The following is a 15,108-nucleotide window of genomic DNA, read 5'->3' as shown; positions in this document are numbered from 1 at the left end:
CGGCAGGTCAGAGCGGCTGTCGGGGGCGGAAGGACAGGTTCGTGATCGCACTGAAGTTCGGGGTCGCGGACCTCGCGCGGACCCGGTTCGTCATATCCCCGCTCGACCACCTGCTGGCCGGTGCGGCCCGGGCGGGCGTCCACCAGGGCAGCGGGACGCGCAGCGACCGGTGGTGGCGGGACGTCCGCCGCCACGTGCCGCACCGGGCCGCGCGCTACCTCGAGGTGGTCAACGCGAGCCCGATCGGCGTCCCCGACTTCCTGATAGCGGACCTCGACTCCGTCCGCCGGCAGGTGACCGACGAGCTCGACGCGCTGCTCGCCGTCCCGCAGCGGGCCGTGGAGGAGGGCGTCGCGATGTTCGGGGAGGGCACCGGCGGCGAAGTCCCGGCCGCCCTGGCCCGGTTGCGCGAGGACGGCAGCCGGGGCATGCGCGAGGTCAACGACGGTGCCTGGGCGCTGTTCCGGGCCTGCCTCGCCCCGGACTGGCCCGACATCCGCCGCGCCCTGGAGGCCGACATCGCCGCCCGGGCCCGCACCGCGGCCCGCTCCGGGATCGGCGAGATGCTCAACACCCTCCACCCGAAGGCGGTCTGGCGCGACGAGGGCGTCCTGGAGTGCACCCTCGGCGACCTGGAGGGCACCTTCGAGCTCGGCGGCCGGGGCCTGGAGCTGCGGCCCAACTACTTCGTCCAACTGAACATCAGTCTGCTGCCCGGGCCGAACCGCCAGAGCATGCTGCTGCACCCGATCGCCACCCCGGCCACCGAGCCCGCCGCCCGGCCGGCGGCCACCGACGGCCTCTCCGCCGTCCTGGGCCCCGCCCGGGCCCGCGTGCTGCGCGCCGTCGCCGGCGGCCCCTGCTCCACCACCGAACTCGCCCGACGGCTCGGCGTCACCCCGCCCTCCGCCTCCGCCCACGCCGCGGCCCTGCGCACGGCCGGCCTGATCGCCACCCGGCGCGAGGGCAAGCAGGTCCGCCACACCGTCTCCGAGGTCGGCCACGACCTGCTCACCGACAACCCGCCGCCACTGCCCGTGAGTTGAGAGCTGGTCCGGTCACATCCCCACGGCCGTGCGGACCAGCGCCGCCAGGGTGGGCGAGCGGCTGTGCGCGGGCCAGACGACGTGGGTCACCACGGGAGGCGCGTCGGCCAGGGGGACAGCCGCGTGCTCGGGCCACAGCCAGGTGCGGGCGGAGTCGGGGACGACCGCGACCGTGCGGCCGAGGGCGACCAGCTGGGCCAGTTGCGTCTGGTTCTGGATCTCGGGGCCCGGGCCGGGCGCATAGGAACCGTGGCTGGGCCAGCGGGCGAGCGGCAGCCCGGGGACGTCCCGGACCTCGGCCAGGGAGAGGGTCGCGCGGGCCGCGAGCGGATGCCCGGCCGGCAGCAGGGCGACCTGACCCTCGGTCAGCAGCGCCTCGCTGTCGAACCCGGCGAGGGAGTTCCACGGCGTGTGCATCAGCGCGACGTCGGCGCGCCCGTCGCGCAGCAGCTCCTCCTGCTCGCAGATGCCGCACGCCAGCACCTCGATCTCGGCGCTGTCCGGCTCGGCCGCGTAGGCGTCGAGCAGCTTGCGCAGCAGTTCGTGGGAGGCGGCGGCCTTCACCGCGAGGACCAGCCGCTGCCGGGTGGTACCGTCGGCGCCCCCGGCACCACCCGCGCGCCGGGCCCGGCGCACCGCGGCAGCTGTCGCGTCGAGGGCCGCACGCCCCTCCTGCAGCAGCACCTCCCCGGCACCCGTCAGCCGGACGCCGCGGCGGTTACGCTCCAACAGCCGTACCCCCAGCCGCCGTTCGAGCTGCTGGATCGCCCGCGACAGCGGCGGCTGGGCCATCCCGAGGCGCTCGGCGGCGCGCCCGAAGTGCAACTCCTCGGCCACGGCCACGAAGTACCTCAGCTCACGGGTCTCCAGGGTGTCCACGGCCGGCAGCTTACGCGGTGATACCCGGTGGGTATGACAGGGCACCGTACCGGTGTTGGCCGCACCGTCCGCCCGCGGGCCACCATCATCGGCATGAGCGAGAAGAACACCGCGCTGGTGACCGGCGCGAACAAGGGAATCGGCTACGAGATCGCGGCCGGACTGGGCCGCCTCGGCTACCGCGTAGGGGTGGCCGCCCGCGACGACACCCGCCGCGAAGCCGCCGTCGAGAAGCTGCGCGCCGCCGGCGTGGACGCGTTCGGGGTACCGCTGGACGTGACCGACGAGCGCAGCGTCACCGCCGCCGCCGAGCTGGTCGACCGGCTGGCCGGGCGCCTGGACGCCCTGGTCAACAACGCCGGGATCCCCGGCGAGATGGGCCCGGGCTGGTTCCAGGACCCGACCACGCTCGACCTTGACGTGGTCCGCACCGTCGTGGACACCAACGTCCTGGGCGTCGTCCGGGTCACCAACGCGATGCTGCCCCTGCTGCGGCGCTCCGCCTCCCCGCGCATCGTCAACGTCTCCAGCAGCGTCGGCTCCCTGACCCGCCAGGCCGACCCGGAAACCGAGATCGGCCCCGTGATGGCGGCCTACGCACCGTCGAAGTCCTTCCTCAACGCCCTCACCCTCCAGTACGCCCGGCAGTTCGCCGGCACCGGCATCCTGGTCAACGCCGCCTGCCCGGGCCTGGTCGCCACCGACTTCACCGGCTTCCACGGCTCCCGCACCCCCGCCGAGGGCGCCGCCACCCCGATCCGCCTCGCCACCCTCCCCGACGACGGCCCGACCGGCTCCTTCTTCGAGGACGACGGCGTCGTCCCCTGGTGACCACCACCCCACTACGGGCGCCGATGGCCTGACGGGTGGTCGGATTGCCGGTCGGTCTAAGGTGACGGGCGGAGGACGACCGCAACCGCCCGGAGGAACCGATGAGCTCCCGCCCCGTGCCGGCCGGTGGCCGGGAGACCGGACCGGGACCGGCGCCGTGGCCCGGCGGCGCGCAGCCGTGGAGCCGGCAGCGCATGCGCAGCAACAACGAGTGGCTGCTGCTGGAGCGGCTGCGCACCGGCGGACCGTCGTCCCGGGCCCAACTGGCGCGCGACACCGGCCTGTCCAAGCCCACGGTCTCGGCCGCGCTGGCGACCCTGGAGCGGGTGGGGCTGGCCCGCGAGGCCGGTCTGCTGGCCCCCGAGCGCGGCCGGACGGCGGTGCTCTACGAGCCGGACCCGGAGGCCGGTCACGTCCTCGGCATCGACATCGGCAGGGCCCGGCTGCGGATCGCCCTCGCCGACCTGAGCGGACGGATCGTCAGCCGGCAGGACGTCCCCAACCGGGGGAGCACCGCCGACGCGGTCGCCGACGCGGTGGTGGCCGCCGCCCGCGCCACCACCGCGGCCGCCGGGCTGGGGACCGCCGAGGTGGTGCACGCCGTGATCGGCAGTCCCGGGGTCTGGGACGAGGCCGAACAGCGCGTCCAGTACGCCCCGAACCTGCCGGACTGGGGTCAACGAGGACTGTTCGAACGGATCGAGGCCGATCTCGGCACCCGGATCAGCGTGCACAACGACGCCAACCTCGCCGCGCTCGGCGAGTACGCGGACGGCGCCGGGGCTGGGGCCGGCAGCCGGCTCTTCGTCTACCTGCTGATCGGCACCGGCCTCGGCATGGGCGTGGTCGCGGACGGTGTGCTCCAGCGCGGCGGGCACGGCGCGGCGGGTGAGATCGGACTGCTCCCGCTGCCCGGCGGCGGCAACCTGGAGGAGTCCGTCGCGGCCGGGTCCGTGGTGCGCACCGCCGGTGAGCTCGGCATGACCGGTCCCCTGACGGCCAAACAGGTCTTCGACGCCGCCCGGGACGGGGACCGGCGGGCGGCCGCGGCGGTGCGGCAGGAGGCCGAGCGGCTCGGCTACGCGCTGGCGGTCCTGGCCGCGGTGCTCGACCCCGACCTGGTGGTGCTCGGCGGCGGCCTCGGGCACGGCGCCGACCTGCTGCTCGGCCCCGTCGAGCAGGCCATGCACCGGCTCACCCCGCTGCGGCCCCGGCTGGCCGCGAGCCTGCTCGGCGACGAGGCGGTCCTGCGGGGCGCCCTGGCCACCGCCCTCACCGCCGCCCGGCCCGAGGTCTTCGAACGCCGTACGGCGGGCCCGGCCGGACCAACGACGGCGGCCCGGCCGGACTCGTGACGGTGGGTCAGGCCTGCGCTCCGGCCTCGGCCCCGGTCGGCTCCGTGGAGAGGTACTCCTCCCGGATCTCGGCGGGGCCGAACGGCCAGGCCCGCTCGGCCCTGGACCAGATCAGGAAGGCCACCACACCCACCAGCACCCACACCAGCGACCATTCGATCGGGTGCAGGCCCGGCGCGTTGCGGTCGGCGTAGCCGTAGATGACCAGCCAGCCGACGGCGGCCAGGATGCTCGGCGCGGGGTAGAGCCACATCCGGTACGGCCGCGGCAGCGCGGGCTGACGACGCCTCAGCACGGTGACGGCCAGGATCTGGGCGAGTGCCTGGACGATCACCATGACGGTGGTGAGCAGGCCGATCAGGGTGGCCAGGTTGGTGTGCCGGCCGATCAGGAACCCGACCGCGGTCATCGCACCCATGGCGAGCAGGCCGAGCACCGGGAACCGGTGGCGGCTGTGCAGCCTGCCGAAGGAGCGGAAGAAGACCCGGTCGCGGGCGGCGTCGTAGGGCACCCGGGAGCCGCCGAGCAGGCCGGCGAAGACCGAGGCGAAGGCGGTGACCAGGATCAGCACCGTCACCACGTCGGCCGCCGCGTGGCCCCAGACCCGTTCCAGCACCGCGGAGGCGACGGACTTGGAGGCCACCGAGTCGGGGTCGAGCATCTCGTGCCAGTCGATCACGCCGAGCACGCCGATCTGCAGCAGCAGGTAGATCGCCATGATGCCGACGATCGACAGGACGATGGCCCGCGGCAGCACCCGGCCGGGCTCCTTGACCTCCGCCCCCAGGTAGGCGGCGGTGTTGTAGCCGAGGTAGTCGTAGATGCCGATGGTCAGACCCGCGGCGAAGCCGAGCCAGAACTGACCGTGGGTCAGGTCGATCGCGTGGGCGGGCCAGGTGAAGGCCATCGAGAGCGAGAAGTCCCCGTAGGCGGCGACGATCACCGCGCCGACCGCGACGATCATGACTCCCCACATCACGGTGGTGAGCCGGGCGATGTTCTCGACCTTGCGCCAGAGCAGCAGGACCACCAGGCCCACCACGGCCAGGCCGACCAGGTCGCCCTGGCCCTGGCCCATCGAGGGCCAGAGGTAGCCGAGGTACTGCACGAAGCCGACCACGCCCGTGGACATGATCAGCGGGATGAAGAGCATCGCCGTCCAGACGAACAGGAACGGCATCAGCCGGCCGGTGCGGTACTGGAAGGCCTCGCGGAGGTAGACGTAGGAGCCACCGGAGCCGGGGAGGGAGGCGCCGAGTTCGGCCCAGACCAGCCCGTCGACCAGGGCGAGCACCGCACCGGCGATCCAGCCGATCACGGCCTGCGGGCCGCCGAACGCCGCGACCATCAGCGGGATGGTGACGAAGGGGCCGATGCCGCACATCTGACTCATGTTGATGGCGGTGGCCTGGAACAGGCCGATCCGTCTGCTGAGCGTCCCGGACATGGGAACTCCGTTGGGGTGTGAGGAAGCGGGAGGACGAGAGGGTCCATAAGTTAAGTTTCCTAACTTGACGCGTCAAGAGGTCGGACCGACCGGACACGGAGCGGCCCCCGCACCACCCGGGACGGGGTGCTGCGGGGGCCGAGCGCTCCGGAGGTCCGGGCGCTGAGTGATCGTCAGAGGACTGCCGCGACCAAGGAGTCGTCGACGGAGCGCCACGGGATGCCGGCCTCGCGGAAGCCGGCGGCGACGAGCGAGGCGGTGTGCCAGGCGGCCGGGTGGACCTCGCCGTCCCGGTGGTCGCGGTAGAGCTCGGAGCGGGCGGCGACGTGTTCGGCCAGCAGCGGGTCGGCTCCGGCGGTGGCCCACCACTCCTTCCAGTCGAGCACGCCGTCCGCCTTCTCCCGGGCCTGGCGGCCCTCCTGGAACGCGGCGTCGGCGGCCCGCAGCAGCGGGATGTCCTCCTCCGGGGTGTGGTCGGCGTTGAGGAAGATCCCGCCGGGCCGGAGCACCTTCGCCAGGTCGCCGTACAGCCGCAGCAGGTCGTCCGTGGCCAGCCAGTGCAGCGCGGTCGCGGTGACGACCGCGTCGAACGGCCCGGCGGGCAGGCGGGAGGCCCAGTCCGCTTCGCGCAGGTCGGCGGTGACCAGGGTGAGGCGGGGCTCGTCCGCGAAGTGGCCCCGCGCGATGGCCAGCAGGGCCGGGTCGAGGTCCACGCCCACACTGGTGGCCCCGGGGAGGCGGGCGAGCAGCCGTTCGCTGATGCTGCCGGTGCCGCAGGCCAGGTCGAGCACGCGCGGGGCCGGCCCGGCCACCGCCTCGACCAGGTCGAGCATCACCCGGAACCGCTCCTCGCGGTCCGGCAGGTACCACTCCTGCTGACGGTCCCAGCTGCGCTGCCAGTCGTCCCAGGCGTTCATGTCCGCTCCCTCGGTAATGGCTACTGCCTGCCTTCAGCTGTTACTCACCCTAGGGTCAACCAGTAATGGATGCAAGGCCATTCAGCCACTTACACTCATTCGGAGGTTTGGCCCTCCGCCCGCCACTCCGTAGAGTTCACCGGGTATCCAGGTAGGGCAGCGAAGGAAGCAGTGCGGGCAATGGCGGGCGACACCACCCAGGGCATCGGCCCGGACACCATCCAGGACTCGGCCGAGGACCAGATCGAGTACGGCCCGGGCATCGACCCCGAGCGCCTCGCGCTCTGCCTCGACGTCCTGGCGGAGCTGGACCAGCTCGACGTGGACCACCCGGACGCGATCACCGTCCGGCAGGCCGTCGGCGGGGTCTTCCGGACCCTCAAGCAGCGCCGCCGCCAGGAGACCCGGGCCCGCAAGACCGCCAACGACCGCGCCGTGACGGCCGCCACCGCGACCGGCGCGCCGACCCGGATCGACGACGAGACCGCCGGGGCGTTCGGGCTCACCACGACCACCACCACCGAGATCGCCGGGATACTCGAGCGCCCGCGCTCCTGCTACATCTGCAAGCAGCGCTACGTCGAGGTGGACGCCTTCTACCACCAGCTCTGCCCGTCCTGCGCCAAGGACAGCCACGCCCGCCGGGACGCCCGCACCGACCTGACGGGCCGTCGGGCGCTGCTCACCGGCGGCCGGGCCAAGATCGGGATGTACATCGCGCTGCGCCTGCTCCGGGACGGCGCGCACACCACCATCACCACCCGCTTCCCGAACGACGCGATCCGCCGCTTCAAGGCGATGCCGGACAGCGCCGAGTGGATCCACCGCCTGAAGATCGTCGGGATCGACCTGCGCGACCCGGGTCAGGTCGTCGCGCTGGCCGAGGAGGTCGCGGCCGACGGCCCGCTGGACATCCTGATCAACAACGCCGCGCAGACCGTGCGCCGCTCCCCCGCCGCCTACCGCGAGCTGGTGCTGGCCGAGAACGCGCCGCTGCCCGCCGGCGAGCTGCCCGCCGCCACCGTGATCGGCAGCTTCGGCAGCGGCAGCGTGGACCGCCCGGCGCTGCCCGGCCAGGCCCGCGAGCTGATCAGCGCCGAGGACGTCACCGCGCTGGCCCTGGTCTCCGGCTCGGCCACGCCGGACCGGATCGCGGCCGGGACGGCGATCGACGCGGGCGGCCTGGTGCCGGACCTGCACCACACCAACAGCTGGGTGCAGACCGTCAGCGAGGTGGACCCGATCGAGCTGCTGGAGGTCCAACTCTGCAACTCCACCGCGCCGTTCATCCTGATCAGCAAGCTGCGCCCGGCGATGGCGGCCGCCGCCGCCCACCGCAAGTACGTGGTGAACGTCTCCGCGATGGAGGGCCAGTTCAGCCGCGGCTACAAGGGCGCCGGCCACCCGCACACCAACATGGCCAAGGCCGCGCTCAACATGCTCACCCGCACCAGCGCCAAGGAGATGCTGGAGACGGACGGCATCCTGATGACCGCCGTGGACACCGGCTGGATCACCGACGAGCGCCCGCACCCGGACAAGATGCGCCTGGCCGAGGAGGGCTTCCACGCCCCGCTCGACCTGGTGGACGGCGCGGCCCGGGTCTACGACCCGATCGTCCGCGGCGAGGCCGGCGAGGACCTGTACGGCTGCTTCCTGAAGGACTACGCCCCGTCCCCGTGGTAGTCCGCACGGTGATCCGCTTTCGCTGAACGGGAGTTGAGCGTGACGCACGCTCCGATGCTGGGCGCCGGCGTGATCGTGCCGGGCCCGGACGGCACGGTCCTGATCGGCCGCCGTACCACCGCCGGCGAGCCGCCGACCTGGAGCCTGCCCGGCGGCAAGGTGGACCCGGGCGAGTCCTTCGAGCAGACCGCCGCCCGGGAGCTGGCGGAGGAGACCGGCATCGTGCTGCCCGCCGGGGAGATGCGGGTGCTGGCGGTGCTGCTCGACCACGAGCTGGGACGCCCCCGGCTGACCGCCGCCGTGCTGGCGCCGCCGAGCGCCGCGCCCGCCGTGGTGCTGGAGCCGCACTCCTGCGCGGGCTGGGAGCGGGTGCCGGTCGGGGAGCTGCCGGAGCCGATGTTCCTCCCCTCCGCGCTGGTGCTCGCCCGCTGGCTGGCGGACTACCGGGCACCCGACACCGGGTTCGTCTACCCGGTGCTGCCCCGGAGTTGACCGGACGTCAGGCGGACGCCGGACGGACCTCGGACGGATCTCGGGCGCACCTCAGGCGGGCGGGCCTGAAAACGGACGGGCGGACCTGACGCCGGGCCAGGGAATCCGACCACATCCGTGAGACGCTCTTGACCCGCGCGCGGCGGACTGGCTTGATATCCCCTGGGAGCGCTCCCACGCCCACCCACGGCTCCCTCCCCCACCCAGGCAGAAGGGCCCCACCCCCCATGTCTTCGTCCCGTCTTCCGCTGCGCGGCGCCGCCCTGCTGGCCGGCCTCGCCCTGCTCACCCCCGGTCTGGCGGCGATCACCGCGCAGGCCGCCGAACCCGCCGCCTCCGTCCGGGTCAACCAGCTCGGCTACCTCCCGGACGGCCCCAAGCGCGCCACCGTGGTCAGCGCCGCCACCGCACCGCTGCCCTGGCAGCTGCGCGACTCGGCCGGTCGCACCGTGGCCACCGGCACCACAACCGTGCGGGGCGCCGACCGCGCCTCCGGCGAGTCGCTGCACACCGCCGACTTCTCCTCCTACACCGGCACGGGCACCGGCTTCACCCTGGTGGTGAACGGGCAGTCCGGCCACCCCTTCGACCTCTCCCCCGCGCTCTACGACGGCCTGCGCTCGGACAGCCTGGCCTTCTTCTACCACCAGCGCAGCGGCATCGCCATCGACGCCGGCCTGGTCGGCTCCGCCTACGCCCGCCCGGCCGGGCACCTCGGGGTGGCGCCGAACAAGGGCGACACCTCGGTGCCCTGCCAGGCCGGGGTCTGCGACTACCGGCAGGACGTGCGCGGCGGCTGGTACGACGCGGGCGACCAGGGCAAGTACGTGGTCAACGGCGGCATCGCCACCTGGCAGCTGGTCAACTCCTTCGAGCGGGCCCGGCGTTCGGGCACCGACGGCGCGCTCGGCGACTCCACGCTGAAGGTGCCCGAGCGGGGCAACAGCGTGCCGGACGTGCTCGACGAGGCGCGCTGGGAGCTGGACTTCCTGCTCCGGATGCAGGTGCCGGAGGGCAAGCCGCAGGCCGGGATGGCCTTCCACAAGGTGCACGACGCGAAGTGGACCGCCATGCCGATGCGGCCCGAACTCGACTCCGAGGACCGCGAGTTGCACCGGCCGTCGACGGCCGCCACGCTCAACCTGGCCGCCACCGCCGCGCAGGCGGCCCGGGTCTACGCCCCGTACGACGCCGCCTTCGCGGCCAAGGCGCTGACCGCCGCCAAGCGTGCCTGGTCCGCCGCCCAGGCCAACCCGGCGGTCTACGCCCCGGCCACCGACTCCACCGGCGGCGGGGCCTACGAGGACGCGTCCGTGTCGGACGAGTTCTACTGGGCCGCCGCCGAACTCCTCGCCACCACCGGGGAGTCCCAGTACCGCGACGCGGTGGTCAACTCCCCGGTGCAGTCGGCTCCGGCCACCCCGTTCTGGTGGGGCGACACCGGCACGCTGGGCCGGATCACCCTGGCGACGGTACCCGGCGTGGCGCTTCCCGCCGCCGAACTCGCCAAGGTGCGGGCCTCGTTGACCACGGTGGCCGACGCCCAGCTGACCACCCAGAACGGCCAGGGCTACGCCGTGCCGCTCGCCTCCGACGGCTACGTCTGGGGCTCCAACAGCGCGGTGGCCGGCAACGGCGCCCTGATGGCCGTCGCCTACGAGCTCACCGGCCAACAGCGGTACCGTGCGGGTGCGTTGGAGTCGCTGGACTACCTGCTCGGCCGCAACGCGCTGGACCTCTCCTACGTCACCGGCTACGGCGAGCGGGCGTCGGAGAACCAGCACCACCGCTTCTGGGCCCACCAGTACGACGCCTCACTGCCGCACCCGCCGGCCGGCTCCTTCGCCGGCGGCCCGAACGCCGGGCTCCAGGACCCGGTGGCGGAGGCCAAGTTGGCCGGGTGCGCGCCCGCCAAGTGCTACATCGACGACATCGGCTCGTACTCCACCAACGAGGTGGCGATCAACTGGAACGCCGCCCTGGCCTGGCTGGTCTCCTTCGCCGCCGACCGCCCGAACACCACCCCCACCACCCCGAAGGTGCTGGCCTCGCCGACCGTGACCGTACCCGAGGGCGGCTCGGCCACGGTCGGCGTCCGGCTCTCGGCCGCTCCCGCGCAGAACGTCACGGTGACCGCCACCCGCACCTCCGGTGACCAGGACCTCAGCGCCGCCGGTCAGTTGGTCTTCACGCCCGCCAACTGGTCCACCGCGCAGAACCTGACCCTGGCCGCCGCCCCGGACGCCGACTCCGCCAACGGCAGCGCCGTCTTCACCCTGACCGGCCCCGGGCTGGAGTCCGCCACCCTGACCGCCACCGAGTCGGACACCACCACCGCACCGCCCACCGCCTCCTGCGCCGTCACCTACCGGGTGGCCAACGACTGGGGCACCGGCTTCACCGCCGACGTCACCCTGAAGAACACCGGCACCACCCCGGTCAACGGCTGGACCCTCACCTGGTCCTTCCCCGGCACCCAGCTCCTCAGCAACGCCTGGAACGCCGCCGCCACCCAGTCCGGCACCACCGTCGCCGCCAAGGACCTGGGCTGGAACTCCACGGTGGCCCCCGGTAGTTCGGTCTCCTTCGGCTTCCAGGCGACCACCACCGGCACCAACCCGTCCCCGACCCAGTTCCGCCTGAACGGAGCCCTCTGCGGCTGACCCACCGGCGGACGAGGCCCCCGACCCACCACGGGCCGGGGGCCTCGTCCGTCGATCGTGCAAGCCCATCGACGAGCTCCGGCGTCCTCGGGGGCTCCGGGCCGGCTGAGGACGGTACCCGTGCTTCCGGCATGATCTCCCGCAGCACCGCGGCGGCCGCCCACAGGCCCGCAGCGCGGCGTCCGGGTCAGTGCCCCTCGCGGACCGCGAAGACGCCGCCGGCCCAGTACACGGACGGCTCCTCGGCACCGCTCGGCCAGTCGCTCTGCAGATGGCGGCGGCCCTCCCCCAGGGCCCCCACCCCGTGCGGGCTCAACCGCCCCGCCACCAGGTCGCCCGCCTCGGCGTCCGTGATCGGCAGCACGGTGCGGTACTGCGCGTCCTGCGAGGCGACCCAGTCGACGTACTCGGTGAACACGCTCACGAAGGCCTGCGAGCACGCGCCGCACCGCTGAACGGAGACGATGAAATGCGAGTCGTCCTGAATCATCGTCTCGAGCCGAACCCTGTCGGCGCCGTGGTGGTGCGCCTGCGCCACCACGGCATCCTCGGCGCAGCACGCCGCGCACCCGAAACCCGCACGGTCACTACCGTCTTGCGAACTCATGGATCCCCCACCCCTTGGCCGTCCTTGATCGACCCTCAACCTAGCAAGCCACGGTGACGCCCGGCCGCTGAACCAACGATCATGCGCCGCCCGACCAGCCGTTCAGCGGCTGCCCGGGGTGCCCGTCGGGGCGGCGGGGGCCGGGCAGTTGACGGTGCCGGGGCGGACGGTGATGCGCAGGCCCGGGGTGGAGAGCAGGCCCGGGAGTTGGAGGTCGTGGACGGTGGCGGTGACGCGGTCGAACTTGGCGTAGCCGGCCTGGATGCCGAAGCGGTGTTCGGGGCTGCCGAGGGGGTTGGGGACCGGGGGGCTGCCCTCCGGGGCGATCACGGTGTCGGGCCCGTTGATGTTGAGGTCGACCAGGCCGTCCATGTCGAGTTCGCCGGTCGCGCTGCGCAGGTCCAGCACGGTGTTCTCGGTGACGATCTCCCAGGTCGCCGGGTCGCTGTCGCCGAGCGAGAACATCAGCGTGTAGGTGGCGCCCATGATCTGCTGCTGCTGGGCCAGGCAGAGTCCGTTGATCACGCCCTTGGCGAAGCCCATCCGCAGCGGGTGGACGGTCGTGGTGGTGCCGTCCGCCTTGACCGAGGTCTGGTCGACGACGGCCGCCGCGTAGCGGGTGCCGTAGAGGCTGCTGGTGGTCAACTTGACGGTGCCGGACTGGATCTGGAGGCCGCCGGCCAGCGCGCCGTCCGCCATCGCGGCACCGGTGGTGCCCGCCGCCACCAGCGCCGGGAGGGCGATCAGCGCGCTGCGCCGCCAGTGGGTGCGCCCCGTCCCGCCGTTCACGGGCCGGTCACCGAGATCGTGCCGGGCAGGTGCACCGGGTTGTTGGTGTTGCTCAGGTCGGAGTGGTCGTCGACGGTCCTGATGCCGTACACGTCGGCGTCGAAGTTGGTTGCCCCGGCGGTGAGTTGGATGAAGGAGCCGAAGAAGTTCAGCAGGCCCTGGATGCCGCAGATCGGGATCAGCAGGATCGGGACGCAGATCTGCCGGATGTCGCCCCACATGATCGTGGTCTCCGGCTGGCCGGCCCTGTCGATGCCGCCGAGCGAGCCGGTGTCGGGCACCGAGATGGAGATCGCGGTGCCGTCCGGCGCGGTGTGCCGCACCTGCATGTCGTCCCGGATCCGGAGCTGGGTGAAGGTGTACTGGGTGGTCACCCGGGTGGTGCCGTCGGAGAGCCGGATGGTGACGTTGTTCTTCACCGTCAGGCCGACCGCGACCATGCTGTCGATGGTCACCCGCATCGGGGTGGGCGTGGGCAGGAACGGCATCCCGAGCGGCTGCGGCTCGCCCGGCAGGACGGCGGCGGGCGCCGCGAGCCGGGGCGGCGCGGCGCCCGCCGAGCGGTCGGGCACGAGGGCCGCGCCGACCAGGGCCGCGAACGCGGCGGTGACGGCGGCGGCCCGCCGCACCCGCCTCACTCGGCGCCCCCGGAGGCCGCGGCGGCGCGGCTGCGGCGCGGCCCCCAGCCCGCCGTCATCGCCCCGCCGAGCACCCCGAGCAGCATGCCGAGCAGGAACCCGCCCAGGTTGGACACCACCAGCGACACCACCGCCAGCACGGTGCCGATCAGCCCGAAGGTGACCCGCTGGCGCGGTGCGGCGATCGGGATCAGCCCGCACAGCATCATCCCGCCGCCGACCAGGTACCCGGCCACCGCGTTGAAGCCGACGGCGGTGACCAGTTGGATCGCGCCGAGCGAGAACTTCAGCACCGTCCAGCCGCCGAGGACCAGCCAGAGCCCGCCCCAGAACGGCCTGGTGCGGCGGAACGCGGTGAACCACCGCCACCCGGCCCCGACGGCGGCCCGCGTACCGGTCCGCCTACCGGTCCCCGTCCCGCCCCGCGTCCCGGTCAGCACGTGCTCGCCGATCCGGTCACGACCCGGATGTTCAGGGCGGGGAGGGTGAGCGAGCCGGCGATCTCCGCCGTGTACGCGTTGGCGTTCAGCCCGGCCAGGTTGACGGTCGAGCCGCTCGGCCCGGACCCGGCCGAGCCCAGGCCGAACCCGCCCGCCTGAGCTCCCGTCAGCGGCTGTCCGGCGACCATGACCTGGTCGGCGGACATGCCGAGCACCGCGTTCTGCAGCGTGGTGTTGCCCGAGGCGGTGAGCGTCGGCGCCTCGATGTAGAGGTTGGAGGCGTTGATGTCGGTGGTGACGGTGGCCGGCGGCGTCGCGGTCACCGTCTGACCGGCCGTCAGGAGCAGCGAGTACGGCACGCCCGCGATCGACTGGTGGACGATGCCGCACAGTCCGGCCAGCCCGGCGCTGGCGAACCCGACCCGGGCCATCGCGGTGCTGGTGGAGGTGGAGCCGTTGGCGGCCTCGATGGTGGGGGTGTTGAGGATCGCGCCGAAGCCGGTGCCCGAGACGCCGTTGGAGGTGAGGGTGAACGGGGTGTTGGTGACGTTGAAGCTCGCCGCCAGCGCGCCCTGGGCGAGGGCGGCGCCGAGCGCGCCCACCGTCAGGGTGGCGGGCAGCAGGACGGCGGCGGAGCGGGCCCAGCGGGTGCCGCGCGCCGTACCGTCGGCCGCCTCGTCGCGCATCGTCCGGTTCCAGGCGGCGGCCGAGGCCCGTAGCCGGCGCGGGTACTGACGCAGGTTCAGGAGAGGGTGCGCCATCTCAGGCCTCCGTAGTCTCGGGCCCGGCCGGTGCGAGCGTCGGGGAGGGACGGCGGCCGAGGCGGCGGGCGGGCCGCTCCGGGAGCCAGCCGACCGCCATCGATCCGCCCAGCACCGAGAGGAACATGCCGACGAAGAACCCGCCCAGGTTGCTCAGCGGGAACGAGGCGACGCCGACGATCACCGCCACCACGCCCGCGGTGTGCCGCTGGCCCGGGAGCAGCAGCATCAGCCCGGCCAGGGCGATCAGGATGGCGCCGCCCGCCATGCCGGTGATCCCGCCGACGCCGACGTGCAGGATCTGGCCGATCGGCGCGAGCGGCAGGTAGAGGATCACGAAGCCGCCGAGCGCGGTCCACACCGCGGCCCAGAACGGGCGGGTGCGGCGCCAGCGGCACAGCGAGAGCCGTGCGCGGGTGAACGCGGCGGGCCGGGCCGGAGCCTGGGCCTGGGCCTGGGCGGCGGAAGTGTCGGGGGTGGTTTCCATCGGGATCCTCGCTGGGGCGTCGGAGGTGCGGGGGTGGGTGGGGCGCCGTCCGTGCACGGCGCCCCACCCC

General features: G+C 73.6%; 15 protein-coding genes. 6 read left to right on the top strand and 9 right to left on the bottom strand.

The features are described 5' to 3' along the window. Nucleotides 1–41: 41 nt before the first annotated feature. Nucleotides 42–1,046, top strand: a complete 1,005-nt coding sequence (locus ACZ6ZR_RS04455) for an ArsR/SmtB family transcription factor (RefSeq protein WP_465639268.1) — start codon at nt 42–44, stop codon at nt 1,044–1,046. 12 nt (nt 1,047–1,058) lie between these two features. On the opposite strand, the gene ACZ6ZR_RS04450 is transcribed toward ACZ6ZR_RS04455, so the two are convergent. Continuing rightward, complete coding sequence (locus ACZ6ZR_RS04450; protein ID WP_465639266.1) at nt 1,059–1,925, bottom strand: LysR family transcriptional regulator; 867 nt, start codon at nt 1,923–1,925, stop codon at nt 1,059–1,061. A gap of 93 nt (nt 1,926–2,018) precedes the next feature. Between ACZ6ZR_RS04450 and ACZ6ZR_RS04445 the strand changes: the two genes are divergently transcribed. Together ACZ6ZR_RS04445 and ACZ6ZR_RS04440 are read left to right on the top strand one after the other, a co-directional pair. After that, nucleotides 2,019–2,756: an SDR family oxidoreductase gene (locus tag ACZ6ZR_RS04445; RefSeq protein WP_465639265.1), complete on the top strand. Its 738-nt coding sequence runs from the start codon at nt 2,019–2,021 to the stop codon at nt 2,754–2,756. Between the two features lie 194 nt (nt 2,757–2,950). Beyond that, entirely contained in the window at nt 2,951–4,111 is a 1,161-nt protein-coding gene (locus tag ACZ6ZR_RS04440) for an ROK family transcriptional regulator (protein ID WP_465639263.1), read from the top strand. A gap of 7 nt (nt 4,112–4,118) precedes the next feature. Here ACZ6ZR_RS04440 and ACZ6ZR_RS04435 read toward each other — a convergent pair whose 3' ends face one another. Both ACZ6ZR_RS04435 and ACZ6ZR_RS04430 read right to left on the bottom strand, forming a co-directional pair. Further along, on the bottom strand, nt 4,119–5,558 hold the full coding sequence (locus ACZ6ZR_RS04435) for an APC family permease (protein WP_465639261.1): 1,440 nt from the start codon (nt 5,556–5,558) through the stop codon (nt 4,119–4,121). 173 nt (nt 5,559–5,731) lie between these two features. Beyond that, the gene (locus ACZ6ZR_RS04430; protein WP_465639259.1) at nt 5,732–6,475 is read right to left on the bottom strand and encodes a class I SAM-dependent methyltransferase; all 744 of its coding nucleotides are present in this window, start codon (nt 6,473–6,475) and stop codon (nt 5,732–5,734) included. Nucleotides 6,476–6,655: 180 nt separating this feature from the next. Here ACZ6ZR_RS04430 and ACZ6ZR_RS04425 point away from each other — a divergent pair, with 180 nt between their 5' ends. The 3 genes from ACZ6ZR_RS04425 (at nt 6,656) to ACZ6ZR_RS04415 (ending at nt 11,316) form a co-directional block, all read left to right on the top strand. After that, nucleotides 6,656–8,161: an SDR family NAD(P)-dependent oxidoreductase gene (locus ACZ6ZR_RS04425; protein WP_465639258.1), complete on the top strand. Its 1,506-nt coding sequence runs from the start codon at nt 6,656–6,658 to the stop codon at nt 8,159–8,161. Between the two features lie 39 nt (nt 8,162–8,200). Continuing rightward, on the top strand, nt 8,201–8,653 hold the full coding sequence (locus tag ACZ6ZR_RS04420) for a nucleotide triphosphate diphosphatase NUDT15 (protein ID WP_465639257.1): 453 nt from the start codon (nt 8,201–8,203) through the stop codon (nt 8,651–8,653). Between the two features lie 227 nt (nt 8,654–8,880). Beyond that, nucleotides 8,881–11,316: a glycoside hydrolase family 9 protein gene (locus ACZ6ZR_RS04415; protein ID WP_465639255.1), complete on the top strand. Its 2,436-nt coding sequence runs from the start codon at nt 8,881–8,883 to the stop codon at nt 11,314–11,316. 187 nt (nt 11,317–11,503) lie between these two features. Here ACZ6ZR_RS04415 and ACZ6ZR_RS04410 read toward each other — a convergent pair whose 3' ends face one another. The 6 genes from ACZ6ZR_RS04410 to ACZ6ZR_RS04385 all read right to left on the bottom strand — a co-directional run bounded on the left by ACZ6ZR_RS04410 (nt 11,504) and on the right by ACZ6ZR_RS04385 (nt 15,038). Further along, the gene (locus ACZ6ZR_RS04410; RefSeq protein ID WP_465639253.1) at nt 11,504–11,740 is read right to left on the bottom strand and encodes a hypothetical protein; all 237 of its coding nucleotides are present in this window, start codon (nt 11,738–11,740) and stop codon (nt 11,504–11,506) included. Nucleotides 11,741–12,025: 285 nt separating this feature from the next. Then, nucleotides 12,026–12,712, bottom strand: coding sequence for a DUF6230 family protein (locus ACZ6ZR_RS04405; protein ID WP_465639251.1), 687 nt, complete (start codon nt 12,710–12,712; stop codon nt 12,026–12,028). Then, complete coding sequence (locus tag ACZ6ZR_RS04400) at nt 12,709–13,350, bottom strand: hypothetical protein (RefSeq protein ID WP_465639249.1); 642 nt, start codon at nt 13,348–13,350, stop codon at nt 12,709–12,711. Before ACZ6ZR_RS04400 ends, ACZ6ZR_RS04405 begins: the two co-directional genes overlap by 4 nt. Further along, entirely contained in the window at nt 13,347–13,790 is a 444-nt protein-coding gene (locus ACZ6ZR_RS04395) for a DUF6114 domain-containing protein (protein ID WP_465639247.1), read from the bottom strand. Before ACZ6ZR_RS04395 ends, ACZ6ZR_RS04400 begins: the two co-directional genes overlap by 4 nt. Then, nucleotides 13,784–14,551, bottom strand: a complete 768-nt coding sequence (locus ACZ6ZR_RS04390) for a DUF6230 family protein (RefSeq protein WP_465639245.1) — start codon at nt 14,549–14,551, stop codon at nt 13,784–13,786. The genes ACZ6ZR_RS04395 and ACZ6ZR_RS04390 overlap by 7 nt, the downstream gene beginning before the upstream one ends. A 1-nt stretch (nt 14,552) precedes the next feature. Continuing rightward, nucleotides 14,553–15,038: a DUF6114 domain-containing protein gene (locus ACZ6ZR_RS04385; RefSeq protein WP_465639243.1), complete on the bottom strand. Its 486-nt coding sequence runs from the start codon at nt 15,036–15,038 to the stop codon at nt 14,553–14,555. Nucleotides 15,039–15,108 lie beyond the last annotated feature (70 nt).

This window comes from Kitasatospora sp. NPDC088742 (assembly GCF_055584905.1).
This window is presented reverse-complemented; position numbering and strand designations above follow the sequence as displayed.

What these genes read in the sequence shown, in the direction of transcription:
- ACZ6ZR_RS04445 (WP_465639265.1), top strand. Translation starts at nt 2,019, where the DNA reads ATGAGCGAGAAGAACACCGCGCTGGTGACCGGCGCGAACAAGGGAATC.
- ACZ6ZR_RS04440 (WP_465639263.1), top strand. Translation starts at nt 2,951, where the DNA reads ATGCGCAGCAACAACGAGTGGCTGCTGCTGGAGCGGCTGCGCACCGGC.
- ACZ6ZR_RS04435 (WP_465639261.1), bottom strand. Translation starts at nt 5,558, where the DNA reads ATGTCCGGGACGCTCAGCAGACGGATCGGCCTGTTCCAGGCCACCGCC.
- ACZ6ZR_RS04430 (WP_465639259.1), bottom strand. Translation starts at nt 6,475, where the DNA reads ATGAACGCCTGGGACGACTGGCAGCGCAGCTGGGACCGTCAGCAGGAG.
- ACZ6ZR_RS04425 (WP_465639258.1), top strand. Translation starts at nt 6,656, where the DNA reads ATGGCGGGCGACACCACCCAGGGCATCGGCCCGGACACCATCCAGGAC.
- ACZ6ZR_RS04415 (WP_465639255.1), top strand. Translation starts at nt 8,881, where the DNA reads ATGTCTTCGTCCCGTCTTCCGCTGCGCGGCGCCGCCCTGCTGGCCGGC.
- ACZ6ZR_RS04390 (WP_465639245.1), bottom strand. Translation starts at nt 14,551, where the DNA reads ATGGCGCACCCTCTCCTGAACCTGCGTCAGTACCCGCGCCGGCTACGG.
- ACZ6ZR_RS04385 (WP_465639243.1), bottom strand. Translation starts at nt 15,038, where the DNA reads ATGGAAACCACCCCCGACACTTCCGCCGCCCAGGCCCAGGCCCAGGCT.